This is a genomic window from Nocardioides sp. CF8 (genome assembly GCF_000389985.1).
Lineage (GTDB): Bacteria > Actinomycetota > Actinomycetes > Propionibacteriales > Nocardioidaceae > Nocardioides > Nocardioides allogilvus.
Window position 1 is genome coordinate 3,090,140 of sequence record NZ_CM001852.1, and the last position, 23,452, is coordinate 3,113,591.

26 protein-coding genes and 1 tRNA gene are annotated in these 23,452 nt (G+C 70.8%); 6 read left to right on the forward strand and 21 right to left on the reverse strand.

The genetic code is table 11. The features are described from left to right. Window positions 1-244: 244 nt before the first annotated feature. Entirely contained in the window at window positions 245-355 is a 111-nt protein-coding gene (locus CF8_RS23245) for a DUF1905 domain-containing protein (RefSeq protein ID WP_232211522.1), read from the reverse strand. Window positions 356-577: 222 nt separating this feature from the next. Between CF8_RS23245 and CF8_RS15105 the strand changes: the two genes are divergently transcribed. Beyond that, window positions 578-1,897, forward strand: coding sequence for an ABC1 kinase family protein (locus CF8_RS15105; RefSeq protein WP_010833975.1), 1,320 nt, complete (start codon window positions 578-580; stop codon window positions 1,895-1,897). A 136-nt stretch (window positions 1,898-2,033) separates the two neighbouring features. On the opposite strand, the gene CF8_RS15110 is transcribed toward CF8_RS15105, so the two are convergent. Beyond that, window positions 2,034-4,067: a vWA domain-containing protein gene (locus CF8_RS15110; RefSeq protein ID WP_010833976.1), complete on the reverse strand. Its 2,034-nt coding sequence runs from the start codon at window positions 4,065-4,067 to the stop codon at window positions 2,034-2,036. 12 nt (window positions 4,068-4,079) lie between these two features. After that, window positions 4,080-5,492 carry a putative magnesium chelatase subunit ChlI gene (locus tag CF8_RS15115; RefSeq protein WP_010833977.1) on the reverse strand — a complete coding sequence of 471 codons (1,413 nt, stop codon included), beginning with the start codon at window positions 5,490-5,492 and terminating at the stop codon, window positions 4,080-4,082. A gap of 86 nt (window positions 5,493-5,578) precedes the next feature. Here CF8_RS15115 and CF8_RS15120 point away from each other — a divergent pair, with 86 nt between their 5' ends. Then, complete coding sequence (locus CF8_RS15120) at window positions 5,579-6,988, forward strand: WS/DGAT/MGAT family O-acyltransferase (RefSeq protein WP_010833978.1); 1,410 nt, start codon at window positions 5,579-5,581, stop codon at window positions 6,986-6,988. Window positions 6,989-6,999: 11 nt separating this feature from the next. Here CF8_RS15120 and CF8_RS15125 read toward each other — a convergent pair whose 3' ends face one another. Then, window positions 7,000-7,896: a hypothetical protein gene (locus CF8_RS15125; RefSeq protein ID WP_156887233.1), complete on the reverse strand. Its 897-nt coding sequence runs from the start codon at window positions 7,894-7,896 to the stop codon at window positions 7,000-7,002. A gap of 151 nt (window positions 7,897-8,047) precedes the next feature. Here CF8_RS15125 and CF8_RS15130 point away from each other — a divergent pair, with 151 nt between their 5' ends. Beyond that, window positions 8,048-8,305 carry a hypothetical protein gene (locus tag CF8_RS15130; RefSeq protein ID WP_010833980.1) on the forward strand — a complete coding sequence of 86 codons (258 nt, stop codon included), beginning with the start codon at window positions 8,048-8,050 and terminating at the stop codon, window positions 8,303-8,305. Window positions 8,306-8,365: 60 nt separating this feature from the next. Here CF8_RS15130 and CF8_RS15135 read toward each other — a convergent pair whose 3' ends face one another. Further along, on the reverse strand, window positions 8,366-9,064 hold the full coding sequence (locus tag CF8_RS15135) for an Ig-like domain repeat protein (protein ID WP_010833981.1): 699 nt from the start codon (window positions 9,062-9,064) through the stop codon (window positions 8,366-8,368). 85 nt (window positions 9,065-9,149) lie between these two features. On the opposite strand from CF8_RS15135, the gene CF8_RS15140 reads away from it, so the two are divergent. Further along, complete coding sequence (locus tag CF8_RS15140) at window positions 9,150-9,536, forward strand: YchJ family protein (protein ID WP_010833982.1); 387 nt, start codon at window positions 9,150-9,152, stop codon at window positions 9,534-9,536. Here CF8_RS15140 and CF8_RS15145 read toward each other — a convergent pair. Genes CF8_RS15145 through CF8_RS15170 form a run of 6 tightly spaced genes read right to left on the reverse strand, consistent with a single transcriptional unit; the run spans window position 9,506 to window position 14,472 of the window. Beyond that, complete coding sequence (locus CF8_RS15145; protein WP_036493312.1) at window positions 9,506-10,213, reverse strand: VOC family protein; 708 nt, start codon at window positions 10,211-10,213, stop codon at window positions 9,506-9,508. The two genes, CF8_RS15140 and CF8_RS15145, sit on opposite strands and share 31 nt — an antisense overlap. A 33-nt stretch (window positions 10,214-10,246) precedes the next feature. Continuing rightward, window positions 10,247-10,867: a YigZ family protein gene (locus tag CF8_RS15150; RefSeq protein WP_010833984.1), complete on the reverse strand. Its 621-nt coding sequence runs from the start codon at window positions 10,865-10,867 to the stop codon at window positions 10,247-10,249. After that, entirely contained in the window at window positions 10,864-11,826 is a 963-nt protein-coding gene (locus tag CF8_RS15155) for a YihY/virulence factor BrkB family protein (RefSeq protein WP_010833985.1), read from the reverse strand. Before CF8_RS15155 ends, CF8_RS15150 begins: the two co-directional genes overlap by 4 nt. Before the next feature lie 36 nt (window positions 11,827-11,862). Continuing rightward, the gene (locus tag CF8_RS15160) at window positions 11,863-12,639 is read right to left on the reverse strand and encodes a sulfite exporter TauE/SafE family protein (protein ID WP_010833986.1); all 777 of its coding nucleotides are present in this window, start codon (window positions 12,637-12,639) and stop codon (window positions 11,863-11,865) included. 7 nt (window positions 12,640-12,646) lie between these two features. Then, the gene (locus CF8_RS15165; protein ID WP_156887234.1) at window positions 12,647-13,069 is read right to left on the reverse strand and encodes a hypothetical protein; all 423 of its coding nucleotides are present in this window, start codon (window positions 13,067-13,069) and stop codon (window positions 12,647-12,649) included. An 11-nt stretch (window positions 13,070-13,080) separates the two neighbouring features. Continuing rightward, complete coding sequence (locus CF8_RS15170) at window positions 13,081-14,472, reverse strand: cystathionine beta-synthase (protein WP_036491161.1); 1,392 nt, start codon at window positions 14,470-14,472, stop codon at window positions 13,081-13,083. Window positions 14,473-14,512: 40 nt separating this feature from the next. Between CF8_RS15170 and CF8_RS15175 the strand changes: the two genes are divergently transcribed. After that, window positions 14,513-15,541, forward strand: coding sequence for an SGNH/GDSL hydrolase family protein (locus CF8_RS15175; protein WP_036491163.1), 1,029 nt, complete (start codon window positions 14,513-14,515; stop codon window positions 15,539-15,541). 90 nt (window positions 15,542-15,631) lie between these two features. Here CF8_RS15175 and CF8_RS15180 read toward each other — a convergent pair whose 3' ends face one another. The 7 genes from CF8_RS15180 to CF8_RS15210 all read right to left on the reverse strand — a co-directional run bounded on the left by CF8_RS15180 (window position 15,632) and on the right by CF8_RS15210 (window position 20,190). After that, entirely contained in the window at window positions 15,632-16,522 is an 891-nt protein-coding gene (locus tag CF8_RS15180) for a Bax inhibitor-1/YccA family protein (RefSeq protein ID WP_036491166.1), read from the reverse strand. 98 nt (window positions 16,523-16,620) lie between these two features. Next, window positions 16,621-16,693, reverse strand: a tRNA-Leu gene (locus CF8_RS15185). Between the two features lie 6 nt (window positions 16,694-16,699). Continuing rightward, a complete protein-coding gene (gene def / locus CF8_RS15190) occupies window positions 16,700-17,254 on the reverse strand; it encodes a peptide deformylase (protein ID WP_010833991.1) in 555 nt (184 codons plus the stop codon). After that, complete coding sequence (locus CF8_RS15195; protein ID WP_156887235.1) at window positions 17,251-17,769, reverse strand: glycine cleavage system protein R; 519 nt, start codon at window positions 17,767-17,769, stop codon at window positions 17,251-17,253. Before CF8_RS15195 ends, def begins: the two co-directional genes overlap by 4 nt. 13 nt (window positions 17,770-17,782) lie before the next feature. Next, window positions 17,783-18,412 carry a hypothetical protein gene (locus tag CF8_RS15200; RefSeq protein WP_010833993.1) on the reverse strand — a complete coding sequence of 210 codons (630 nt, stop codon included), beginning with the start codon at window positions 18,410-18,412 and terminating at the stop codon, window positions 17,783-17,785. 36 nt (window positions 18,413-18,448) lie between these two features. Then, entirely contained in the window at window positions 18,449-19,279 is an 831-nt protein-coding gene (locus tag CF8_RS15205) for a uracil-DNA glycosylase (RefSeq protein WP_010833994.1), read from the reverse strand. Further along, complete coding sequence (locus CF8_RS15210; protein WP_036491170.1) at window positions 19,276-20,190, reverse strand: Ppx/GppA phosphatase family protein; 915 nt, start codon at window positions 20,188-20,190, stop codon at window positions 19,276-19,278. The genes CF8_RS15205 and CF8_RS15210 overlap by 4 nt, the downstream gene beginning before the upstream one ends. A gap of 428 nt (window positions 20,191-20,618) precedes the next feature. Here CF8_RS15210 and CF8_RS22075 point away from each other — a divergent pair, with 428 nt between their 5' ends. Next, the gene (locus CF8_RS22075; RefSeq protein WP_156887236.1) at window positions 20,619-20,903 is read left to right on the forward strand and encodes a hypothetical protein; all 285 of its coding nucleotides are present in this window, start codon (window positions 20,619-20,621) and stop codon (window positions 20,901-20,903) included. Window positions 20,904-20,955: 52 nt separating this feature from the next. On the opposite strand, the gene CF8_RS15220 is transcribed toward CF8_RS22075, so the two are convergent. The 3 genes from CF8_RS15220 to eno form a co-directional block, all read right to left on the reverse strand. Then, on the reverse strand, window positions 20,956-21,492 hold the full coding sequence (locus CF8_RS15220) for a DUF501 domain-containing protein (RefSeq protein WP_036491172.1): 537 nt from the start codon (window positions 21,490-21,492) through the stop codon (window positions 20,956-20,958). Then, window positions 21,489-21,965: a septum formation initiator family protein gene (locus tag CF8_RS15225; RefSeq protein WP_084622894.1), complete on the reverse strand. Its 477-nt coding sequence runs from the start codon at window positions 21,963-21,965 to the stop codon at window positions 21,489-21,491. The genes CF8_RS15220 and CF8_RS15225 overlap by 4 nt, the downstream gene beginning before the upstream one ends. A gap of 193 nt (window positions 21,966-22,158) precedes the next feature. Then, the gene (gene eno / locus CF8_RS15230) at window positions 22,159-23,436 is read right to left on the reverse strand and encodes a phosphopyruvate hydratase (protein ID WP_010834000.1); all 1,278 of its coding nucleotides are present in this window, start codon (window positions 23,434-23,436) and stop codon (window positions 22,159-22,161) included. Window positions 23,437-23,452: the final 16 nt, after the last annotated feature.

Genomic DNA, 23,452 nt, shown 5'->3' on the forward strand with positions numbered 1-23,452 from the left:
CGGCTGTCATGAACCTGTCAGCCGAGTACAACTAGCCGGGCTGCGGCTGCGCGACCGCTTCGGCGGCTGGCAGGGCGAGCCCTTCACCGCCCGCAGCGAGCGGCACATCAGCGTCTACGCCCGATGACGCCGACCTCGGCTAAGACAGCGGTATCTGACAGCCACCCCGTGGCTGGGGAATACCGCTGTCCTGGGTTCCCGGGATTTCCACCGACCGGCTGACCGCCCTCGGGCATCGACTGGCCTAGCGACCGACGCTGAGCCGGACCTCGACGACGTCGCCGGGCCCGACGCCCTCGGCTCGCCGGACGGCGTCCTTGAGCGGCAGGAAGTAGGTCCCCTCGCTCGGGAACATCGCGGTGGTGAAGGTGGTCTCCCCAGCGACGCGGTCACGGGGATCACGCCCCAGTAGGCGACCTCCGCCTTCACCTCGTCGACCAGGTCGGCCTCGTCGGGCGGGAGCGGCACGAAGTGGAAGGGCGCTGGTCCGCGCCACTCGACGACCTCACCGGCGAACTCGAGCTCCATGGCGATCACGATAGGACGCGCCAACCGGGCATCGGCGACACTGACTTCCATGACCGAACTTCCCCGCAAGGGCATCGCACGCGGCGCACGCCTGGCGGCGCTGCCCCTCGGCTATGCAGGGCGTACGGCGGTGGGTTTCGGCAGGCGCCTGGGCGGTGCGCCGGCGGAGATGGTGCTCAACGAGGTGCAGCAGCGCACGGCCGAGCAGCTGTTCAGGACGCTGGGTGAGCTCAAGGGTGGAGCGATGAAGTTCGGGCAGGCGCTGAGCGTGCTCGAGGCCGCACTGCCCGACGAGCTGGTGGCGCCGTACCGCGCCAACCTGACCAAGCTGCAGGACGATGCGCCGCCGATGCCGACCCAGACGGTGCGCGACCAGCTCGAGAACGACCTCGGGCCGACCTGGAAGAAGCAGCTCGTCTGGCTCGACGGCGGGCCGACCGCCGCGGCGAGCATCGGGCAGGTGCACAAGGGGCGGTGGTCCGACGGTCGCGACGTGGCCGTGAAGGTGCAATATCCCGGCGCCGGCGAGGCGTTGATGAGCGACCTGCGCCAGCTCGCCCGCCTGGCCAAGGGCATCGCCCCGGTCTTCCCCGGCATCGACATCAAGCCCCTCGTCGCCGAGCTGCAGGCGCGCGCCGCCGACGAGCTCGACTACTCCCTGGAGGCCGAGGCCCAGCGTGTCTTCGCCGCCGCGTTCCGCGACGACCCGGACTTCGTCATCCCCGACGTCGTGGCCAGCGGGGAGAAGGTGCTGGTCACCGAGTGGCTCGAGTCGCCGTACAGCCTCGCCCACGTCATCCGGGAGGGGACGCAGACCGAACGCGACCACTACGGCGAGCTGCTCGCCCGCTTCCTCTTCTCCGGGCCCGTCCGCACCGGCATGCTGCACGCCGACCCGCACCCGGGGAACTTCCGCCCGATGCCCGACACCGGCCAGCTCGGCGTGCTCGACTTCGGTGCCGTCGCCCGGCTGCCCGATCGCCACCTGCCGACCGCGATGGGGACGCTGATCCGGATCGCGCGCGACGCCGACGTCGACCAGCTCGTCGCCGGGCTCCGCGAGGAGGGCTTCATCAAGGACAACGTGCGCGTTGATCCGCACCTCGTCCTCGACTACCTCGCGCCCTTCATCGAGCCGGCGCGGGTCGAGCGCTTCCGCTTCAGCCGCACGTGGATGCGGGCCCAGTTCGAGCGGATCAACAACCCGCGCGACCCGGCGTTCACGGTCGCGACCAAGCTCAACCTGCCGGCCAACTACCTGCTCATCCACCGCACCTGGCTCGGGGGCCTCGGCCTGCTCAGCCAGCTCGAGGCCGAGGCACCGTTCCGCGCGATCCTGGAGGAGAACCTCCCCGGCTTCGCGGTCTGACCCGTGCCACGAGTGGCGGGCCTCCGACTCGGCCGTGCTGCAGTTCCGCACCACCGTGGGCGGCCTTGACCCGTGGTCGAGCAGATGGGCGCCGAGCTGATGCGGATGCTGGCCGGCTGAGGTCAGCGGGAGGGTCTCAGCCGACCCAGAAGCCGCGGTCGCCGCCGTACCAGCCACCGAACTGCTCCCTGTACGTCGACGCCGACCGGTCGCCGAGATAGGACCCGACGACGGCGGCGCCGAGGTCGTCGAGCTCGGGCGAGACCATCCGCCCCTCGACCCGGCGGGCCATCGACTCGATGAAGCGCGCCAGGCCCGGGTCCTCGCCGAGCCGGAAGAACGTCGTCTGCGCACCGAGCCGCCGCGAGTTGTCGAGCTCGCGCACGGTGTTGGCGATCGTCAGCGGGTGGGGCGGGTAGGAGAACCACACGTCCCCGTCCGGCTCGAGGTGGCTGGTCGGTTCGCCGTCGGTGACGATCAGCAGCACGGGCTGGGCGTTGGGGTGCTTGCGGAAGTGCCGGTTGGCGAGCAGCAGGCCGTGGTGCAGGTTGGTGCCCTTGGCCCAGCGCGCGTCGAGCGCGGTCAGCTCCTCGATCTCCATCACCTGGGCGTGCCGGCCGAAGCCGATGAGCTGCAGGTGGTCGCCGCGGAAGCGGGACTGGATCAGCTGGTGCAGCGCGAGTGCGGTGCGCTTCATCGGCACCCAGCGGCCGTCCATCGCCATCGAGAAGGAGGTGTCGACGAGCAGCGCCACCGCCGCCTGGGTGCGTTCCTCGGTCTCCTGGACCTCGATGTCCGCCATGTTCAGGCGAAGCCTCGGTTTCGACACGCTCGTGCCTCGCTGCTCAACCAGCGTCTCGGAGGCCGTCCGCAGGACCGCGTTGGTGATCGTGCGCGTGACGTCCCACGGCTCGGTGTCGCCGTACTCCCACGCGCGGGTGCCCCCGGAGAGCTCGCCGGCAGCACCGGCGTTGCGCGACTCGCGCTGTCCCTGGCGCCCGGACATCCGGGTCGCGACGTCGCGGAGCAGCGCCTTGCCGAGCTGGCGCATCGCCTTCGGTGAGAGCCGCAGCTCCCCGTCGGAGCCGCGCTGGAGGTAGCCGGAGCTGCGCAGCGCCTTCTCCAGGTCCGCCAGCGTGCGCGCGTCGACGGCGGCCTGGTCGCCGAGCTGTCGGGCGAGGGCGTCGAGGTCGACGTCCTCCATCCGCGCTCCGCCGTAGGTCTGGGAGAGCTGGTCGGCCAGCGCGTCGAGCTCCGCAAGGTCCTGGAAGGCGCCGGTGCCGTCGCCGAGGCCCAGCCCTTGTTCCCCGTCGAAGTTCGCCGAGCTGCCCCAGTCGAGATCCGGGCGCAGCGACTGGAGGTTGGCGTCCATCCGGGCGAGCTGCTGCATCAGCTCCGGGGAGCCGAACGCCTGCTGCGAGAGCTGCATCAGCTCGGCGCGCTGCTCGGGCGTCATCGAGTTGAGCATCCGCTGGGCGGCGGCCGAGCGCTCGGCCAGGGTGTCCATGAGCTCGTCGATGTCCTGCGGGTCCTCCGGGAAGAAGTCGCCGTGCTTGTCCATGAAGTCGGCGAAGTCCTCGTCGGTGTCCTCTCCACGCGAGTGCTTCTCCAGCAGGTCGTTGAGGTCGCCGAGCATCTCGTTGATGGCGGCGCGGTCCTCGTCGGTCGCGCCCTCCATCGCCTCCTTCATGCCGGCGAAGCGCTGGTCGAGCAGCTCGCGGCCGAGCAGGTCCTTGATCTCGTCGTAGGCCGCGCGAGCCTCCGACGACGTCCAGTCGTACGTCGACAACTCGGTCACCGCAGCGGCCGTGGAGTCCGGGAGGTTGTCGAGCTGGAGCTCGCGGAACGCCCGGTCGCCGTCCTCCATCACCACGTCGCGGGCGAGCTGTCCGCGCTCGGCGAGCACCGCCTGGTCGAGCAGCTCGCGCACCTGCTGCATGGTTCCGTCGAGGTTGTGGCGCTGCAGCAGGTCGCGCCGCTTCTCTGCGATCCGCCGCGCGAGGTCGTCCAGCCCCTGCTGGTCCTGCCCACCGCGGCGCAGGAACTCGCGCATCGCGCGCTCGGGCGAGTAGCCGGCCATCACCTCCTGGCCGATCGCGTCCAGCGCCTCCGCCAGGTCGACCGGCGGGGCGAGCGGGTCGCCGCCGTCGTACTTGCGATAACGGCTCATGGGGTCCGCGGCTCAGCCATAGACCGTCTCCCGGCCGTCCGTCTCCTTGCCGACCCGGCGGGCGAGGTAGAGCCCCTCGAGCGCGAGCTCGATGGCGCACGCGCGCTCGCCGTCGTTGGTCGCGTCGATGCGCGCACCGATGTCGTCGTAGACCTCTGACTCACCGAGCACGGGCAGGCCGGCGAGGAACTCGCGGGCCGTCGTGCGACCGCTCGTCGCGATGGTCGCGCCGTCCTCGATGGCCTCGACGAGCAGGCCGAGGTCGAGGCCACGGAAGTGGCCCCTGACGGCCTCGGCGATCGCCGTACGCAACAAGTGGGTCAGGACCTCGCTCTCGCGGCCCTCCTCACCGGTCTCGAACTCGATCTTGCCGCCGAGCACCTCGACGGCCGTCTCGAGGTCGACGACACGGGCGACCGCGAGGTCCTCCCCGTTGACGGTCGCGCGGTGCAGCGCCGCCGCGGCGATCGTCTCCGCGCCGGCGATGGCGAAGCGGGCACTGACACCCGAGCGCTGGTCGACGGCACTGGACTCACGCAGGTTGCGGGTGAAGCGCGCCAGGATCTCGACGAGCACGTCGGGCACCTCGGCGACGAGGTCGGCCTCCTGGCGGATCACCGCGATCTCGTCGACGACCTCGAGCGGGTAGTGGGTGCGGATCTCGGCGCCGAAGCGGTCCTTGAGCGGGGTGATGATGCGCCCGCGGTTGGTGTAGTCCTCGGGGTTGGCGGACGCGACGACGAGCACGTCGAGGGGCAGCCGCAGGACGTAGCCGCGGATCTGGATGTCGCGCTCCTCCATGACGTTGAGCATCGCGACCTGGATCCGCTCGGCGAGGTCGGGCAGCTCGTTGATCGCCACGATGCCGCGGTGGGAGCGCGGGATCAGGCCGAAGTGGATCGTCTCCGGGTCACCGAGCGAGCGGCCCTCCGCCACCTTCATCGGATCGACGTCGCCGATCAGGTCGGCGACGCTCGTGTCGGGGGTGGCGAGCTTCTCGGAGTACCGCTCGTCGCGGTGGCGCCAGGAGATGCGCAGCTCGTCGCCGTACGTCGCCAGCGACTGCTGGGAGGAGATGGTGATCGGGTCATAGGGGTGCTCCCCCAGCTCGGACCCGGAGATGACCGGCGACCACTCGTCGAGCAGGCCGACCAACGAGCGCAGCAGCCGTGTCTTGCCCTGCCCCCGCTCGCCGAGGAGGACGAGGTCGTGGCCGGCGATGAGCGCGCGCTCTAGCTGCGGGATCACGGTCTCGCCGAAGCCGTGCAGACCCGGCCACGGGTCGACCCCGTCACGCAGGCGCGCGAGCAGGTTGTCCCGGAGCTCGACGCGCAGCGGCCTGAGCTCGTGGCCGGAGGCGCGGAGCTCTCCGAGGGTGGCGATGGCGGGAGGTGTGGTGGCAGACACGGTGGTCGACGTGGTCACCCGGCCACGGTAGTCCGACGGGCAATACGTATCCGGGACGGCCCTGCGTCGTTAGTCTGCGAAAACCCCATCGCAAGGACTTCCACGTGGCTCGCAAGTTGCTCAAGATCAACGACTCCGCATGGCTCTTCGCCGAGAAGTCGAGGACGCCCATGCAGGTCGGGATGCTGGCCACCTTGAGCGTGCCGGAGGGCCAGCCCACCTTCGTGGCCGACCTGGTCAAGCGCTGGCGTGAGGTCCACCAGTTCGCCCCGCCGTTCAACTACCTGTTCAAGTCGCTGCCGGTGCCCAGCTGGGTGGAGCTCGCGGACGACGAGATCGACCTCGACTACCACCTGCGGCACTCCGCGCTGCCCGCCCCGGGGTCACAGCGCGAGCTCGGTGTCCTGATCTCGCGCCTGCACAGCGCCAAGATGGACCGCCGCTACCCGCTGTGGGAGTGCCACGTGATCGAGGGCCTGGAGGAGGGACGCTGGTCCCTCTACTTCAAGGCCCACCACTCGCAGATCGACGGCGTCGGCGGGATCCGGCTGCTCAAGCGGATGCTCTCGGCTGACCCCGAGACCCGCGACATGCTCCCCCCGTGGGCCGTGGGCACCCGCGGACCCGACCAGTCGGGCCTCCCCAACAAGCAGGGCGCGCTCGAGGTCGTGCACCGCGAGTCCCCGTCGCGCGTCGGTGGGCTCGTGGGCGCGGGCCGAGATGCCGTCGGCGTCGCGACCTCGCTGGGCCGGACCTACCTCGAGACCGCGACCGGTCTGGGCGACGGGGAGCGGGCCACGCCGTTCCGCGCCCCCAAGTCGATCTTCAACGGCCGCATCCAGGCTCCGCGCCGGTTCGCGACGCAGGTCTACTCGATCGAGCGCCTGAAGACGATCGCCAAGGCAGCCGACGGCAGCCTCAACGACGTCTTCCTGGCTGTCATCGGGGGCGCGCTGCGCCGCTACCTCCTGGAGAACGACCAGCTGCCCAACGAGACCCTGACCGCCAACGTCCCGGTGTCCGTGCGACCGGGCGACGGCGCGTCGGTCGGCAACGCGATCACGTTCCTCTACGCCATGCTCGGCACCGACATCGAGTGCCCGCTGGAGCGCATCCAGCGGATCAAGTCCTCCACGCAGCTGGGCAAGGCTCGCCTGCCGCAGGTCGGCGGGGTTGCCATGGACACCTACACCGCAGCCCTGATGCTGCCCTTCCTGTCGCAGGCGATCCTGGGCTTCGGCGGCCGGGGGCGACCGGCCTCCAACCTGGTCATCTCCAACGTGCCGGGCCCCTCGGAGACGCGCTACCTCGACGGCTCGCGACTGGAGGAGTTCTTCCCGGTCAGCCTGCTCTTCAACGGCCAGGCGCTCAACGTCACCGCCGTGTCCTACGACGGCATGTTCAACGTCGGCTACACCGGCTGCCGCTCCAGCATCCCCTCGCTCCAGCGCATCGCCGTGCACTCGGGCGAGGAGGTCGACAAGCTCGAGTCAGCGCTCGGGATCGTCGCCTGATCGCGGACCCGTCAGGCGGGGAACCGCACCCCGCCGCTGTCGGGGGCGAAGTCGGTGGCGGTGGTCCCGGAGGCGACCTGGGTCAGCGACCCGAACTCGGTCGCGACCGACCACTGGAAGCTGGTCGCTCCGCCGACGACCGACGCCGGGAAGCTCAGCACGAGCGTGTCCCCCGACGGCGTCGCCGTCACACCGCTGGCTGCACCGAACGACGCACCGTCGGGGCGACGAGCGCTGGCGCTCCACCCGTCCTCGGCGAGGTGGCCCCAGGTCTCGTAGTCGACCTGACCGTCCAGGTCGACGTCGAAGAACGCCACGATGTTCTCCACGTTGGACCCGTCCCAGACCTGCGGCAGCGCGCCCGCGACCTGGATGCGCACCTCGAAGCCGCCTGCCGTGCGCGTCACCACGGCCCCCACCGCGTCCGCATGGGCCGGGGCGCCCGTCAGGCCGCCCCGGACGTCGCCCCGCGGATCGCTCACGCTCGCTGAGCCGGCAGGAGTGGGTCCCGTCGTGGGCGTGGCTGTGGTGCTGGCGCTCTGGCCCTCGCTCGGGGCGGGCCCGGACGTCGTCGGTGCGCTCTTCGTCGGGCTGCTCGACGAGCTCTTCGACGGGCCGTTCGTCGGGGTGCTCGACGGGCTCGACGCGGCGGGCTTCGTGATGCTCTTCGTCTTCTCGCCGTCGCGGCGCTCCCCCTTCGCGTCGCGCTCGCCCTCGCGCGCCGCGGGCTTCGCCCCGCGCGCCCGGCCGTGCTCGCCGACCCGGTGCTTGCCCTTGCCCGGCTTGAAGTCCGGATCGAGGCGGGAGCCCCTCGCCGCCACGTCGTCAGCACCTGAGGGCGCACAGCCGAGCGTCGCCGTACCGACCACGAGGAGACAGGACGCGACAAGAGCCCGAGAGAAATTCACGCCTCTCAAACTCTTGCCATGCGCATTGGTTACGGCCCAGACTCTGCCCTCGTAATCAGCCGCACCGGGGAGGGTGGGCTCGCGACGCTCGTCGTGAGTTCCGTATGGGGTGTAGCAACAACTCCTCGGAAGGCATCTCATGCGTATCACCATGCTCGCAGTTCCCGCGGCCGTCGCCGCCCTCATCGCCGGCGGCACCGTCGTCGCGACCGCCGAGCCCGGCCCCAACGGTCACAACACCTTCGGCCTGTGCACGGCCTACTTCGCCGGCTCGGAGAAGGGCCAGGAGCAGAAGCGCAAGGCCCCGCCGTTCGCCGGTCTCGAGGCTGCTGCTGAGGCGGCCGACATGACCGTCGAGGAGTACTGCGCGGCCAACGGCACCCACCCGGGCAACGGCAACAAGCCCTGACCCACCCGCACCACGCACAGGAGCCCCGCCGGTCGGCGGGGCTCCTGTGTCGTTCGGCGCTCAGGACGTGATGTCGAACGAGGTCTTCGACCTCAGGAAGTTCACGCTGCCGAGGTACTTGGCGACCACCTTGTAGCGGCCCTTGCTGGAGACCTTGCGGAAGACCGCCTTGGCGGCGGCAGTGCTGGTGAGCGGGACGACCGTCGCGGCGGTCCGGCGACCGTTGCGCTTCAGGACGAACTTGACCTTGCCCGTGGGGACCTGGCCGTGCGCCGACGTGGTGGCGCTCGTGGCGACGATCTTGCGCTTGAGCTTGTTGTGCCGCGCGGCGAGCGTGGTGGCCGTCGGGGACTTGACCACCGTGACGTTCACCGGGACGGACGCCGAGGTGCTGAACGCGGTGGCGTCGGTCGGGACGAACGAGGCGGTGACGGCGTACGGCGTGCGCGAGGCATCCACGAGCGGCCAGTCGAAGTCGACCTTGCCGCTGTTGGTGACGTCGGCGACGAGGGTCTTGTCGCCGACCTCGACCTCGACCTTGCCGGCGGGCTTGGCCCCGTTGCTGGCCGCGTCGACGCTCACCGTCAGCTTGGTGGTGTCGCCGTAGACGACCGTCGGGGACTGGACGGCCACGGTCGTCGTGGTGCCCGTGGGTGCGGCCATGACGGCGGACTGGGCGGGCACGACTGAGGTCGCACCCAGGCCCAGCGTGGCGGCGAGCACGAAGGCTCCTGCCGTCGCGCGCTTGGTGGTGGTCAAGACGTGTCTCCTTGTGCTCGAGAACGGGGTGGTCGTCGCAATGTAGTGCGAAACCCCGTGCTGCGGACCCGTCTAGGCTCGACCGGTGTTCACTCGCGACTGCCCGTGCGGCTCCGCATCGACGTACGACTCATGCTGCGGGCCGCTGCACCGCGGCACGGCCCTGGCCACCACGCCCGAGCAGCTGATGCGCTCGCGGTTCGCTGCGTACGCCGTCGGCGAGACCGACTACGTCTTCCGCACCTGGCACCCGCGCACCCGCCCCGACGACCTCGCACCCGAGCCGGGCCTGACCTGGACGCGGCTCGAGGTGCTGGACGCGACGGGCGACGAGGTCGAGTTCGTCGCCCACTACGACTCCCCCTCAGGCGTTGGCTCGCTGCACGAGCGCAGCGTCTTCGCGCAGCGCGGCGGGCGCTGGGTCTACGTCGGCGTCGCCCCTCAGTCCGGAGAACGGTCCGTCAGGCAGTAGGCCATCCCGGCGGGGTCGGCCATCACGGTCCACACGTCGTGGTCGGCGACGACCCGGGCACCCAGCCCGACGTGGCGCAGCATCTCCCGCTCGCGCGACGAGCACGCCAGGTCGAGGTGCGCGCGCACCGGGCCGTCGTCCCGCACGCGCTGGAGCAGGACCCTCAGCGCCTGACCCTCAGGGCGGTCGAGGCGCTCGAACTCGGCGTACGACGAGCCGACGTGCGGCCAGTCCAGCAACGACTGCCAGAACGCGGCCTCGCCCTCGAAGCTCGCCTGCGGGATGTCGATGCACACCTGGTCGAGGATGCTGCGCGACCCGTCGGGCCAGCGCATCGGCGGCGCGACCTCGGCGGCAGGGTGGGCCACGAAGCAGAAGGTCAGTCCTCCGGGCGAGCGCATGACGACATGGCCCTCGGCGGCCACCTCGACGGCCCCGAGCGCGACCGCCCGATCGGCGGCGGCACGGGGGTCGGGCACGTGCAGGTCGAGGTGGATCCGCGGTGCCCCGTCGCCCACCCTCTGCATCCGCAGGTGGGCGTCGCCGGTCGCGGGCACGAGGGTCAGGAACTCCTCGTCCGCGCCGCGACGCGTCGACGGCGAGCAGCCGCTCACGGCCGACCAGAAGGTCACCGAGGACTCGAAGCCGGACGCCGGTACGTCGATGAAGGCGCTCATCCAGAACACGACTCCGAGCCTAGTCGCGGCGGGTCAGCCCGCGTCGACCCAGCGCTCGCCGACCTGCTCGGCCGTCGCCTCGCCCCCGGTCACCTCGGCGACGAGCGGTGCGACCGACGCCGGAGTCGTGGAGCCGACGAGGAGCGTCACGCGGTCGCCGTACGCCGATGCGAGGACGACGAGGCCACGCGCGCGCAGCTCGTTCTCGACCCGCCCGGCGGAGCCGTGGTCGAGGGAGACCTCGAACTCCGTCACGAGGTCGCGGCGCAGGGTGCCGGCGGACTCCACTGCAAGACGCACGGTATCGCCGTACGCACGGACCAGGCCGCCCGCTCCGAGCAGCGTGCCGCCGAACCACCGCGTCACGACCGCCACCACGTCGGAGACGCCCGCCTCGCGCAGCACCTCGAGCATCGGCGCCCCGGCGGTGCCGGCCGGCTCGCCGTCGTCGGAGGACCGCTGCACAGCCGCGTCCGGGCCGAGGACGAACGCCGAGCAGTGGTGCCGCGCGTCCCAGTGCTCCTTGCGCAGCGCGGCGACCAGCGCCCGAGCCTCCGCCTCGGACGGCACGCGCCGCAGCGTGCAGAGGAAGCGCGAGTGCTTCACCTCGATCTCGACGCGGGCGTCGCGGGCGAGGGTGAGGTAGGAGCTCACTCCTGCTCGTCCCAGGTGACCGAGACGCGCTCGAAGCCCTTGTGCCGCTGCATGCGGGCATACGAGGCGTAGGCGCGCCGGTCGGCAGGCGTCAGGTCGACCGCGTCGGTGAAGGGCGTGAGCAGGGCGCGGGGGTAGAGCCGGCGGGCGATGACGACGTTGATCTCCATCGACAGCACCGCCATCACCGCGCCGATGAACAGGAAGCCGATCAGGCCGAGCACCAGCCCGAAGGTCTTGGTCATCGCGGTCGTGTCGACCAGCACCTCGGAGACGTAGAGCGCGCCGAGCAGCTGGAGCAGCTGCCACAGCACGGCCAGCGTGTAGCCGCCGGGGGCCGCGCGCCGGAAGCTGTGCTGGCCGGCCGCCGCGAACCGGAACAGGATCGTGAGCATCGTGCCGACGATGAGCACCGTGACCAGCGGCAGCAGCCACTTCGTGCCGACCTCGAAGAAGGTCGTCGTCGTCGCGATCGTGGAGGCGATGGAGACCGAGAGCAGCGCGGCGCCCGCGGTGAAGAGCAGCACCAGGCTCTTGAGCCGAGCGTAGAACGGGTTGGGCCGGGAGTTGCGCGGCACCGACCACGCGACGTGCATCGTGTTCTGCAGCGACTGCGCCAGCCCCATCGAGCCGTAGAGCGCCGCCAGCGACCCGAACACCACTCCCGCGGCCGAGCCCGTCAGCCCCTCCGGCCGGCCGAGCTGGTCGCCGATGATCGGGAACTGGCTCAGGGCGGAGTTGAGGATGTCCTCCTGCCACTCCGGCCGGGCGCCGAGCACGAAGCCGAGGATCGAGGTGCCGAGCAGCATCAGCGGGAAGATCGCGACGAAGGCGTAGTAGGTCAGCATCGCGGCGAGGTAGTTGCCCTGGTCGTCGTAGAACTTGTAGATCACGCCGAGCGGGAAGCCCAGCACCGGATGCCGGCGCTGGAAGCCGTCGATAGTCCCCACCACGCCCACGTGCGCACGCTACCGGGCGGGCTCACGCTCTGCCGATCACCACACCCCGAGCACGCCACCGCCGAGTCGCACGACCAGCGCGGTGACGACGACCAGGAAGAAGATCCGCACGAAGCGTGATCCGCGGGCGACAGCGACCCGCGCACCTGCATATCCACCGGTGATGTTGGCGGCCGCCATCATCAGGCCGAGCTCCCACATGACGGCACCCTGCGGGACGAAGACGACGAGCGCGGCGAGGTTGGTCGCCCAGTTGGCGAGCTTGGCCTTGGCCGAGGCCTGGAGGAAGTCGTAGCCGAGCAGACCGACGAGCGCGAAGACGAAGAACGAGCCGGTCCCGGGACCGATCGCGCCGTCGTAGAACCCGACGGCCAGGCCGGTCACCAGCACCGCGGACAGGTGGGTGCCGCCGCTGAACCTGAGCTTCGTCAGCGAGCCGACACTGGGCTTGAACCACACGTAGGAGCCGACGAGCACCAGCACGACCAGGATGATCGGGTCGAACGCGCTGCGCGGCATCAGCGACGCGACCAGCGCACCACCGAACGAGCCGACGAACGCCGCCAGCATCAAGGGCAGGAACGTCCGTGGGTCCGGCCGGATCCTCCGGAAGTACGTCGCCGCGCTGATCGAGGTCCCGCAGAAGGACGCCAGCTTGTTGGTGGCCGCGATCTGCACCACCGACGCCCCGGGCAGCCCGATCAGCAGCGCCGGCAGCTGGATCAGCCCGCCGCCACCGACGACCGCGTCGACAAAGCCCGCCGCCAGGGCGGCGAGGACCAGGAGTGCGATCGTGCTGGTGGACAGCTCCATCGAGTGATCAGCGCGTGACTTCCTGGACCTGGATCAGGTCGTAGCCCTCGGGCACGCTCTCGAACCCGGGGCAGCCGAGGTCGGTCGTCGTGCCGGTGGGGATCTTCTCGGACGTGCAGCGGATCGTCGACTGCAGCGTCCCGTCCGCGACGAAGACGAACTCGAAGAGGGCGAACCGCGGCTCGGTGCCCTCGTTGGTGACCTCGCCGGTGATGAAGGGACGATCCTGCTCCTCCATGTTGATCATCTGGGTCGAGGAGTCGATCTTCCAGCCGTCGGCGACGGTGAAGCCGTTCCAGGTGAACTCCTCGCCGACCTCGACCTCGACGGCGGCCGTGGGGTCGTCGGCCTGGTCGGAGCCGGAGTCGGAGCAACCGACGGCGAGCAGGAGCAGGAGTGCGGCCGAGGTGCCGCGCAGCATCGTCTTCACGGGCCCCATCATCACCCGCGAGCCAAGAACGCGAGGAGGTCCTGCCGCGTGAGTACGCCGACGGGCTTGCCGTCCTCCTGCACGAGCACCGCGTCGGAGGACTCCAGCAGCGACACCGCCTCGCGGGCCCCGGAGGTCGAGCCGATGGTGGGCAGCGGCGCCGACATGTGCTGCTCGACGGGGTCGGTCAGCTTGGCCGAGCCGGCGAACAGCGCGTCGAGCAGGGTGCGCTCGGAGACCGACCCGGCGACCTCGGCGGCCACGATGGGCGGCTCCGCGCGCACGACGGGCATCTGCGAGACGCCGTACTCCTGCAGGATGTGCACCGCCTCGGCGACGGTCTCGCTGGGGTGGGTGTGCACGAGGTCGGGCAGCTGGCCGGACTTGCCGCGCAGCACCTCCCCGACCGTGCGGTCCTGCGAGTCACCGGGCGTGGCGAAGCCGTAGGTGCCCAGCCACTCGTCGTTGAAGACCTTCGTGAGGTAGCCGCGACCGGAGTCGGGCAGCAGCACGACGATGACCGCGTCGGTGCGGCCCTCGGCCGCGAGCTCCTCGGCGAGCTGCTTGGCGGCGAAGGCGGCCATGCCGGACGAGCCGCCGACGAGCAGCGCCTCCTCGCGGGCGAGCCGCCGGGTGTAGGCGAACGAGTCGGCGTCGGAGACCTCGATGATCCGGTCGGCGATCGTGCGGTCGTAGGTCTCGGGCCAGAAGTCCTCGCCGACGCCCTCGACGAGGTAGGGACGGCCGCTGCCGCCGGAGTAGACCGAGCCGGCGGGATCGGCGCCGATCACCTGGATCTCGGGGTTCTGCTCCTTGATGTAGCGACCGATGCCGGAGATCGTGCCGCCCGTGCCGACGCCCGCGACGAAGTGGGTGATCTTGCCGTCCGTCTGCTCCCAGACCTCCGGACCGGTGGTCTCGTAGTGGGAGCGCGGGTTGTGCGGGTTGGAGTACTGGTCGGGCTTCCAGGCGCCGGGCTGCGAGGCGAGGCGGTCGCTGACGTTGTAGTAGGAGTCAGGGTGCTCGGGGGCGACCGCGGTCGGGCAGACGACCACCTCGGCGCCGTACGCCTTCAAGACGTTGCGCTTGTCCTCGCTGACCTTGTCCGGGCACACGAAGATGCACTTGTAGCCCTTGGCCTGCGCGACCATCGCCAGGCCGACACCGGTGTTGCCCGACGTGGGCTCCACGATCGTGCCGCCGGGCTGCAGCTCGCCGGACGCTTCGGCGGCCTCGATCATCCGGGTCGCGATGCGGTCCTTCACCGAGCCACCCGGGTTGAGGTACTCGATCTTGGCGAGCACGAGCGGGCCTTCTGTGCCCCCGAGGTCGTCGAGAGAGGCGGACAGCCTCAGCAGCGGGGTGTTGCCGATGAGGTCGAGGAGCGAGTTCACATACTTCACCCGGCCAATGTAGTCATCTACCCGCCCGTAACATGAAGTCGTGGGGACGACAGGGGCAGCGCGCAAGCTCGCATCGGCAGCAGCCTTCGGGGGCGGCGGCCTCTCCGTGCTCGGAGCAGGCCTCTACGGCGTCCTGGTCGCTGAGGCCCGACTGGCCCGCAGGACCATCGGCGTGCTCAGCGAGCACACCCCACCCGACTCGACGGGTTGGTACGGCCGCGGCCGCCCCGGCCCCGCGATCAAGATCGCGCTCCTCGGCGATTCGAGTGCCGCCGGGTACGGCGTGGAGCGGGTCGAGGACACGCCCGGTGCCCAGCTCGCGAGCGGGATCGCGGCGCAGGCCGACCGACGGGTGCACCTGCGTGCGTCCGCCGTCGTCGGTGCCAAGTCCAGCGACCTGCTGGCCCAGGTCGAAGCGGCCCTGGGGACCGACCCCGACCTCGCCGTCATCCTGATCGGCGCCAACGACGTGACCCACACCGTCATGCCGTCGCAGTCGGTGCAGCACCTCGCCGAGGGCGTCCGCCGCCTGCGCGACGACGGCGTCGCCGTCGTCGTCGGCACCTGCCCCGACCTCGGCACCATCAAGCCCATCGCTCCCCCGCTCAAGCAGGTGGCGCGCTCCTGGTCACGCCGGCTGGCTGCCGCGCAGTCCATCGCCGTCCTCGAGGAGGGTGGGCGCACCGTGGCGCTCGCCTCGATCCTGGGGCCGGAGTTCGCCGCCGCCCCGGCGCTGCTGTTCGGCCCGGACCAGTTCCATCCCTCCGCCGACGGCTACAAGCAGCTCGCGTCGGTGCTCATCCCGTCGTGCCTGGCCGCGCTGGGCCTGGTGCCCGAGGACGAGGCGCTGCCCGAGCCCTATCGCGGCGAGGGGGTCCTGCCGGTCGCGGCAGCCGCCGTACGCGCCGTCAAGACGCCGGGCACCGAGCTCGGCGGCACCGAGGTCTCGGGCTCCCAGCGCGGGCTGCGCGGTCGCTGGGTCGAGCTGCGGCACCGCCGTCGCCACCCGAGCCCCGACGTCGAGTCGCCCGAGCAGTCGGAAGCCGACGCTGCCGCGACCGAGCTCTGACATGCCACCGGCCCGTCGTCCTGAGGACGACGAGCCGGCGGAGGTGCTGCAGGCCGACCCGGCAGAAGGTGCCGGGTCGGCCGTGGTTGATCAGTCCTGCTGGAAGATCGCGAGGATCCGGAGCAGGTTGGTGTAGATCCAGACGAGGCTGACCGTGAGCCCGAAGGCCGCACGCCACGAGTCGCGCTCGGGGAGTCCGGCAGCGATGCCCTTCTCGACGAAGTCGAAGTCGAGGATCAGCATGAACACGCCGAGCACCAGGCCGCCGATGGCGAACAGCAGACCGATGCCGCCGAAGCCGAAGAAGCCGATCTGGTTGCCGAAGAAGCCCAGCACCATCTCCATCAGACCGAGCGCCACCATGCCGAACATGGCCGCGACCACGAACGTGCGGAACTTGGTGCCGACCTGGATGTTGAAGAACTTGTAGGCCGCGAGCGTGCCGGCGAAGGCCGCGAAGGTGCCGATGACGGCCTGCAGCACGATGTCGGTGCTGACGCCGGCAACCGCCGGGATGACCTTCGAGAAGGCGCCGAGAGCGACGCCCTCGAGCGCGGCGAAGGCGATGACCAGCGCAGGGCTGACGACCTTCTTGAACGAGTTGACCATCGACAGCGCGAAGGCACCGAAGGAGCCGACCATCAGCGCGAGGTAGAGCTTGCCGACGGCGTCGGGGTTGGTGGTGCCGGCCTCGGTGATGGAGTCACCGGTCCAGAACCAGGTGAGCGCCGCGAACGCGATCACGATCGCCAGGGAGATCGAGGTCTTCTGGACGACCGAGTCGATCGTCATCCGGCCCTGGTCGACCTGACCCGGGGTGCCGGTGCCGTAGGCGGACGGGTCGCCGTATTCCGGGGCGGACGGCGCCTGGCCGTAGCCGGGGTAGGGCTGGCCGCCGCCGGCGTAGGTCTGGTTGCCGTAGGCGTTGGCCCGTCCGTTGAATTCCTCGGAACGGGCGAAAACGGGGTTGTTGCTCTTCATGGTCTCTCCTTGGAGGCCGATGCACATGGTGCTGCCTGTACTGCCACCTTACTCGGCGGCCATTCATTCAAACGTTCGAGCGGGACCGAGTGTTCCCGTGCCCCCGCTGGGACTCGAACCCAGACTGTGCGGTTTTTAAGACCGCTTCCTCTGCCATTGGGATACGGGGGCGACTGGCTACAGGTAGGTCTTGCGAGCGTAGATGGCGTGGGCACCGGCCGCGCGGTCCAGGAACAGCAGTCCGTCGCAGTGGTCGATCTCGTGCTGCAACGCACGAGCCTCGAAGGCGGTGGCCTCCACCGTGACCGACTCGCCGGTCCCGGGCAGCTCGCCGCGTACGACGACACGCGTCGCCCGCTTCACGTCGCCGGTGAGGTCGGGGACGCTCATGCAGCCTTCCCGGGCCTTCTCGTTGCGCGAGGACTCGACGACCTCGGCGTTGCAGAGCACGAACGTGCCGTGGTGGTCACGGGTCTTGGGGTGCTCGGAGACGTCCACGCAGAACACCTTCACGCCCTCCCCCACCTGGGGCGCGGCCAGCCCGACACAGCCGGGCGAGACCCGCATCGTGGCGACGAGGTCGGCCGCCAGCTGCACGACCTCGGCGGTCGTCGGATCGACCCGGCCACCGTCGGTCGACAGGACCGGTGCGGGCGCGCGGACGACGTCGAGCACGCGCCCCTCGACGCCGAGGTCCTCCACGCGCCACGTGGAGAGCTGCTCGTTGATCACAGGTCGTCGGCCTCGGCCTCACGCAGCGTGACGCCGACGCCGAGCCGCTGCGCGGCGTCGCGCAGCGCGTCCTCGAGCCCGGACACGTCGGTGTCGGCGGGCAGGTCGAGCTCGGCGATGAGGAGGTAGAGGTCGCCGGCCAGCCGGGTGGTGAGGTCGGTGATGTTGCCGCCCACGGCGGCGATCTCGTGGGCGACGGTGGACACGATGCCGGCGCGGTCGCCGCCGTGCACGGTCAGCACCCAGGCGGAGCCCGCGGGCCGGCCGGGCCGCTCCTCGGGCACCTCGCGAACCGTCACGGTGAGCGTGCCGTCGGCAGCGAGCGGGGCGAGCGCCTGCTCGACCGCGGCCACGGTCGTGTCGCCGGCGCAGATGAGCGTCATCGCGAAGTGCCCGCGCAACAGCGTCATCGAGGAGTCCTCGAGGTTGAGGCCGAGCGCGGCCAGCTGCTCGGTGGTCTCGGCGATGATCCCGGGACGGTCGTGGCCGAGGACGGTGATGGCGTGGAGGGTCACGCCGCTCATTGTGTCAGGCACCCGCGTCGGCGACCGGCGTGGCGCTCGCGTCGGCGGGCGGCAGGAAGTGGTCCGCCAGTGCTGGCCAGGCGGAGTCGATCAGGTCGTAGATGTTGATCCGGGTGGCGCGCTGCACGTGGGGCTTGGCCAGCTCCTCGTCGACCACCTTCACCAGGAACCGGCGCAGCTCGTCGTCGAGGCCGGCGGCCTTCTGCACCATCGACCCGACGCGGTTCCCGGGCACCAGCTCGAGGGTGACGTCCTCGGGGGCGGGTGGGGAGATCTCCCAGACCATCGTCAGCGGCGGCTCCATGAGCACCTTGATGTCCAGCGGCAGCAGGACCTCGGCCTCGAAGCTCAGCGTCTCCACCGCGAGGTCGAGGTCGAAGGCCACGTGCACCGGGACCTCGACGAGGTAGCAGCTGTCGTCGGCCAGTGCCTGGCCGCGACTGGGGCGATAGGTCGCCACGGCCGTCACCTTGGCCAGTCGTCGTGCCCCCGCTCCCGCGCTCACCGGTCCCAGCTCGAGACGCTCTCCCAGGACCCGGTCCACGCTCGCCGCGATCCGCTCGGGACGCAGCACGTCGCGCATGAACGCGCGCCGGAAGTCGTCGTCCGGGAGTGCGGTGATCTCCTCAGTCATACCGGGAGTATGACCCGTGGCACGACCCGGAACGAGTCACCGCGCCTGTTCTCGGGCCAGTTCCCGGGCCCTCAGGAACACCTCGTCGAGCATCGTCGGGGTCAGCCGACCGGTGAAGGTGTTGTGCTGGCTCGGGTGGTAGCAGCCGAGCAGGGTCAGGGATCCGATCGTCACCTCGGCGCCGTGGCCGAACCGCGGGCGAGGCCGCGGGACCTCCAGTCCAGCGCCGGCGAGGGCCCGCAGGGCGCCGTCCCAGCCGTAGGCGCCGAGCGCCACGACCGCACGCACGTGCGGGAGCAGCAGCCGGACCTCCGCGTTGATCCAGGGGGCACAGGTGTCGCGCTCGGTCGTGGTCGGCTTGTTCGCCGGTGGTGCGCACCTGACCGTGGCGACCATCCGGGCGCCGATGAGCTGCTGCCCGTCGCCCGCGTGCGCGCTGGTCGGCTGCGACGCGAGCCCGACGCGGTGCAGCGACGCGAAGAGCCAGTCGCCGCTCGAGTCGCCCGTGAAGACCCGCCCCGTGCGGTTGCCGCCGTTGGCGGCCGGGGCCAGCCCGACGATCAGGATCCCCGGCTCCGGGTCGCCCCACCCGGCGATCGGTCGGCCCCAGTAGGGCTGGTCCGCGAAAGAGGCCCGCTTGTCGCGGGCGACGTCCTCACGCCAGCGCACGAGCCTCGGGCACGCCGCGCACACGCTCACCCGGGCGTCGAGCTCGGCGAGCGGAGCAGCGCCGGCGAGGCGGCGTACACCTGCAGGCGTGCGCGCGACCGGCGTGTCCGCGGCTGCGGGGTCCTCGGGCCACCCCGTCCCGGGCCGCACGGGAGATCCGAACGGCTGGCCGGTGAGCGGGTGCGGCAGGTCGGTCATGGCCGCAGCGACCAGGCGATTCCCTCGAGGATGTCCGCCTCGCTGATGAGCATCGTGCCCACGCTCGTGCGCCGCAGCACCCTCGACGCGATCAGGGCCCCGGCGTCGATCACGTCGGCGCGACCGGGGTGCATGTAGCCCAGGGCCAGCCGCTCGGAGACCGTCATCGCGACCAGCCGGTCGACATAGGTGTGGACGTCGTCGACCGGGTGCACCGAGAGATCGACCGCTGCGGGGTCGTACGCCGCCAGGTCGAGCACCCCGGCGCCGACCGTGGTCATGGTGCCCGCGATGCCGACGACCGTCGCAGCCGCCGCGAGGTCGACCCCGCACGCGTCGAGCTGGTCGTCGATGTCGCGGACGACGGCCTCGACCTCCTCGCGGGTCGCGGGGTCGTGGCGGATGTGGCGCTCGTGCAGCCGCACCGAGCCGATGTCCATCGACCTCGCGGCCAGCACGCCGGTGTCGTCACCGAGCACCACCTCGGTGGAGCCGCCGCCGATGTCGACGACGAGGATCGGGCGCGCCACCTCGTCGCCCACGTTGCTCATCGCGCCGGCGAAGGCGACAGCCGCCTCCTCGTCACCGGAGAGGACCTCGGGCTCCACCCCGAGCCGGGCGAGCACGCCGGCGCGGAAGTCGGCGGCGTTGCTCGCGTCCCGGGTCGCGGAGGTCGCACAGAACCTGATCTGCTCGACGCCTTCCTCGGTGATCAGCTCGGCGTACGCGTCGATCGCCGCGAAGGCGCGGACCAGCGCCTCCTCCGAGAGCCGGCCGGTCGCGTCGACGCCCTGCCCGAGGCGGACCATCCGGGACTCGCGCACACGCACGTCGAGACCCTCAGCGGTGTGGCTGCCGATCAGGAGCTTGATGGTGTTGGTGCCGCAGTCGATGGCTGCCACGCGCGTCATGTCGCCATTGTGGCCGGTCCCGAGGCTGTGGATGACGCGAGCGCGCTGCGTGGTCGGCGTGATGTGCTCGACCGATGCGCTTCGAGATGTCCCGAGCAGGCCCGTTCATGCGACACCTCAGTGTGCACCGCGGGGACATCGCCACGGACGGTGCGATCAGGCTGATGGCCAGGAACGGCACCGGGGGCGTGACCTTGCGGAGCCTGGCGGACGAGTTCAACTGCACACCCCAAGCTGTTCGCCAGTGGTTCGGCGGCACGGATGGCATGTGGCAGCAGATTGCGATGCGCTTCGGCCAACGGTGGTTCGTCTCTCTCACGGACGTCTTCCGCATCGACCCGGGTCGGTCGAGTCCATGGCCTCGGAGACCGCACCATCTGCTGCCGTTCGACGCCGAAGAGATCGCTGCCACCCGTGCCTGGCTTGCCATGACCCAGCTGGCACGAGACGACGAGTCCATCGGACGGATCCTCGCCGAGTGGGAGGCCAGGGAGGTCGAGGTCGTGACCGACTACGCCGAGCAGCTCGACCTGGCCCTCGATCCCATCAACGTCGACATGCTGGTCGCGGTCGTTCGGGGTCTCCGCCACGCCGTGTGCGCGATCGAGCGGCCGATGGCCCTGGCCCGGGCGCACGCCATCCTCGCCCACGCCCTCGCGCTGATGCCCCGGACTGCTTCTCCGCGGTCGGACGGCGATCTGACCCTCTTCTGAAAGTTCATTTACGTAAATGAATTTCGGAGAGGCTCACGATCAGCTGCCGGCGTCAGCCCGGGGCAGGTCGAGACGGGTCGTCGGGCGCCACGCACGGCCCGGATGCCCACCAGTCACCGAGGAGGTCGAGGACCTCGTCGCCGAGCGGGTTGACACCGCGCCCCATCGCCAGCGACTGGCCGGCGAGCACGTGCAGGCACTTGACCCGGTCCGGCATGCCGCCGGCGGAGATGCCCTCGATCTCGGGGACGTCGTGCCCGGCCGACTGCGCCACGTCGCCGCGGAAGGCGAGATAGGCCTCGTGGGCGGTGCGGTAGGCGGAGGCCAGCTCGGGATCCTCGCCGAGCCGGTCCTGCATCTCCTTCATCAGCCCCGACCCCTCGAGGGTGCCGATGCGCGACGCCGCGCGCGGGCAGGTGAGGTAGAAGGTCGTCGGGAACGGCGTGCCGTTGGGCAGCCGCGGCTCGGTCGTCACCACGTCCGGGTTGCCGCAGGGGCAGCGGTGGCCGATGTCGTGGATGGCACGGGGTTCGCGGCCGAGCTGGGCGGCGATGGCCGCCTCGTCGGCGGGCTCGATCACGGGGCTCACCGGCCGGCCACGCCGTCGATCTCCGTAGCGGGACCGTCACCAAGCGCCGGCGGGTTGCCGGCCAGCTCGACCGAGGTCCACGCATCCGACCACCACGCCGTGGGGACGGTCTTGATCACGTCGTCGGGATCGCTGAGGGCGGTCTGGCTCTCCAGGGGCTCGCCGTTCTCGTCGAGCACGAGGAAGCCGGTCTCGCCCGGCATGAGGTAGCCGAACCGGGCCCGCGCCTGCGCCTTGACGAAGGCGGGGTCCTCCCACCGCTGCTTCTCCCGCTCGAGGGCGTTGATGCTGGCCTCGCGCTCGGCGATGGCGCCCTTGAGGTCGCCGATGTGGGCACGCTGCTCGAGGTAGGCGCGGAGTGAGGAGGCATAGGACACGGTGAGTACGGCGAGCACCAGCACCAGCACGGCGGCGCGACCCGTGAACCGGGGTCGACGAGGCGCCGCCTTCGCCGAGGCGCCCACCGCCGACATCGTGCCGGAGTCACCCAGACGCGAGTCCCTGGGTCGCGACGGCGCCGGCCGAGCGCGCGCAGTGCCGCGCTCGGACCGGCTGGTGCGGGTGCCCGGCCGCGTGCTGCCGCCGGGTCCGCCCCGAGGGTTGCGACGCTGGGCAGCGCCGTTTCGAGGAGGGGGCGGGGAAGCCATGTGAAGCAGTCTGCCCCGATCAGCGCTTGAAACGAGGGAACGCGCCGACGCCGGCGTAGCGAGCCGCGTCACCCAGCTCGTCCTCGATGCGGAGGAGCTGGTTGTACTTCGCCACGCGGTCGGAGCGCGCCGGGGCACCGGTCTTGATCTGGCCACAGTTCGTCGCGACGGCGAGGTCGGCGATGGTGGTGTCCTCGGTCTCGCCGGAGCGGTGGCTCATCATGTTGCGGAAACCGGCACGGTGGGCCAGGTCGACCGCGTCGAGGGTCTCGGTGAGCGAGCCGATCTGGTTGACCTTGACCAGCATCGCGTTGCCCTGGCCGCCGTCGATGCCGCGCTGGAGGCGCTCGACGTTGGTGACGAAGAGGTCGTCGCCCACGAGCTGGGTCTTGGCGCCGAGCAGGTCGGTCATCGCCTTCCAGCCGTCCCAGTCGTCCTCGTCCAGCGGGTCCTCGATCGACACGATCGGGTAGGCCGACACGAGCTCGGCGTAGTAGTCGATCAGCTGGCCCGTCGTCTTCTTCGAACCCTCGAAGGTGTACTTGCCCTTGTCGTGGAACTCGCTCGCCGCGACGTCCATGGCCAGCGCGAAGTCCTTGCCCAGCTTGAAGCCGGCGATCTTGATCGCCTCGGCGATGAGGTCGAGCGCGGCCCGGTTGCTGTCCAGGTTGGGCGCGAAGCCGCCCTCGTCGCCCAGGCCCGTGGAGAGGCCCTTCTTCTTCAGCACCGACTTGAGCGCGTGGTAGACCTCGGCGCCCTGGCGCAGCGCCTCGGAGAACGTGGGCGCACCGATCGGCGCGATCATGAACTCCTGCACGTCGACGTTGGAGTCGGCGTGCGAGCCGCCGTTGAGGATGTTCATCATCGGCACCGGCAGCAGGTGGGCGTTGGGGCCACCGACGTAGCGGAACAGCGGCAGGCCGGCCGACTCGGCGGCGGCGCGGGCCGTCGCGAGCGAGGCGCCGAGGATCGCGTTGGCGCCGAGCTTGGCCTTGTTAGGGGTTCCGTCCAGGTCGAGCATCACCTGGTCGACGAGCCGCTGGTCGTCGGCCTCGAGGCCGACGATGGCGCCGGAGATGTCCTCGGCGACGGCCTTGACGGCCTTCTGCACGCCCTTGCCGAGGTAGCGCTTGCCACCGTCACGGAGCTCCACGGCCTCGAAGGCACCGGTGGACGCACCGCTGGGGACCGCAGCGCGACCGAACGCGCCGTCGTCGAGCAGGACCTCGACCTCGACGGTGGGGTTGCCGCGCGAGTCGAGGATTTCGCGGGCGCCGACGGCTGCGATGGATGCCATGGAGGTGCTCCTGAAG

Coding starts and splice junctions, on each gene's coding strand:
- eno (WP_010834000.1), bottom strand. CDS start 23,436: ATGGCATCCATCGCAGCCGTCGGCGCCCGCGAAATCCTCGACTCGCGC.
- CF8_RS15225 (WP_084622894.1), bottom strand. CDS start 21,965: ATGTCGGCGGTGGGCGCCTCGGCGAAGGCGGCGCCTCGTCGACCCCGG.
- CF8_RS22075 (WP_156887236.1), top strand. CDS start 20,619: ATGACCCAGCTGGCACGAGACGACGAGTCCATCGGACGGATCCTCGCC.
- CF8_RS15210 (WP_036491170.1), bottom strand. CDS start 20,190: ATGACGCGCGTGGCAGCCATCGACTGCGGCACCAACACCATCAAGCTC.
- CF8_RS15180 (WP_036491166.1), bottom strand. CDS start 16,522: ATGAAGAGCAACAACCCCGTTTTCGCCCGTTCCGAGGAATTCAACGGA.
- CF8_RS15130 (WP_010833980.1), top strand. CDS start 8,048: ATGCTCGCAGTTCCCGCGGCCGTCGCCGCCCTCATCGCCGGCGGCACC.
- CF8_RS15160 (WP_010833986.1), bottom strand. CDS start 12,639: ATGGAGCTGTCCACCAGCACGATCGCACTCCTGGTCCTCGCCGCCCTG.
- CF8_RS15205 (WP_010833994.1), bottom strand. CDS start 19,279: ATGACCGACCTGCCGCACCCGCTCACCGGCCAGCCGTTCGGATCTCCC.
- CF8_RS15105 (WP_010833975.1), top strand. CDS start 578: ATGACCGAACTTCCCCGCAAGGGCATCGCACGCGGCGCACGCCTGGCG.
- CF8_RS15145 (WP_036493312.1), bottom strand. CDS start 10,213: ATGAGCGCCTTCATCGACGTACCGGCGTCCGGCTTCGAGTCCTCGGTG.
- CF8_RS15110 (WP_010833976.1), bottom strand. CDS start 4,067: ATGAGCCGTTATCGCAAGTACGACGGCGGCGACCCGCTCGCCCCGCCG.
- CF8_RS15200 (WP_010833993.1), bottom strand. CDS start 18,412: ATGACTGAGGAGATCACCGCACTCCCGGACGACGACTTCCGGCGCGCG.
- CF8_RS23245 (WP_232211522.1), bottom strand. CDS start 355: ATGTTCCCGAGCGAGGGGACCTACTTCCTGCCGCTCAAGGACGCCGTC.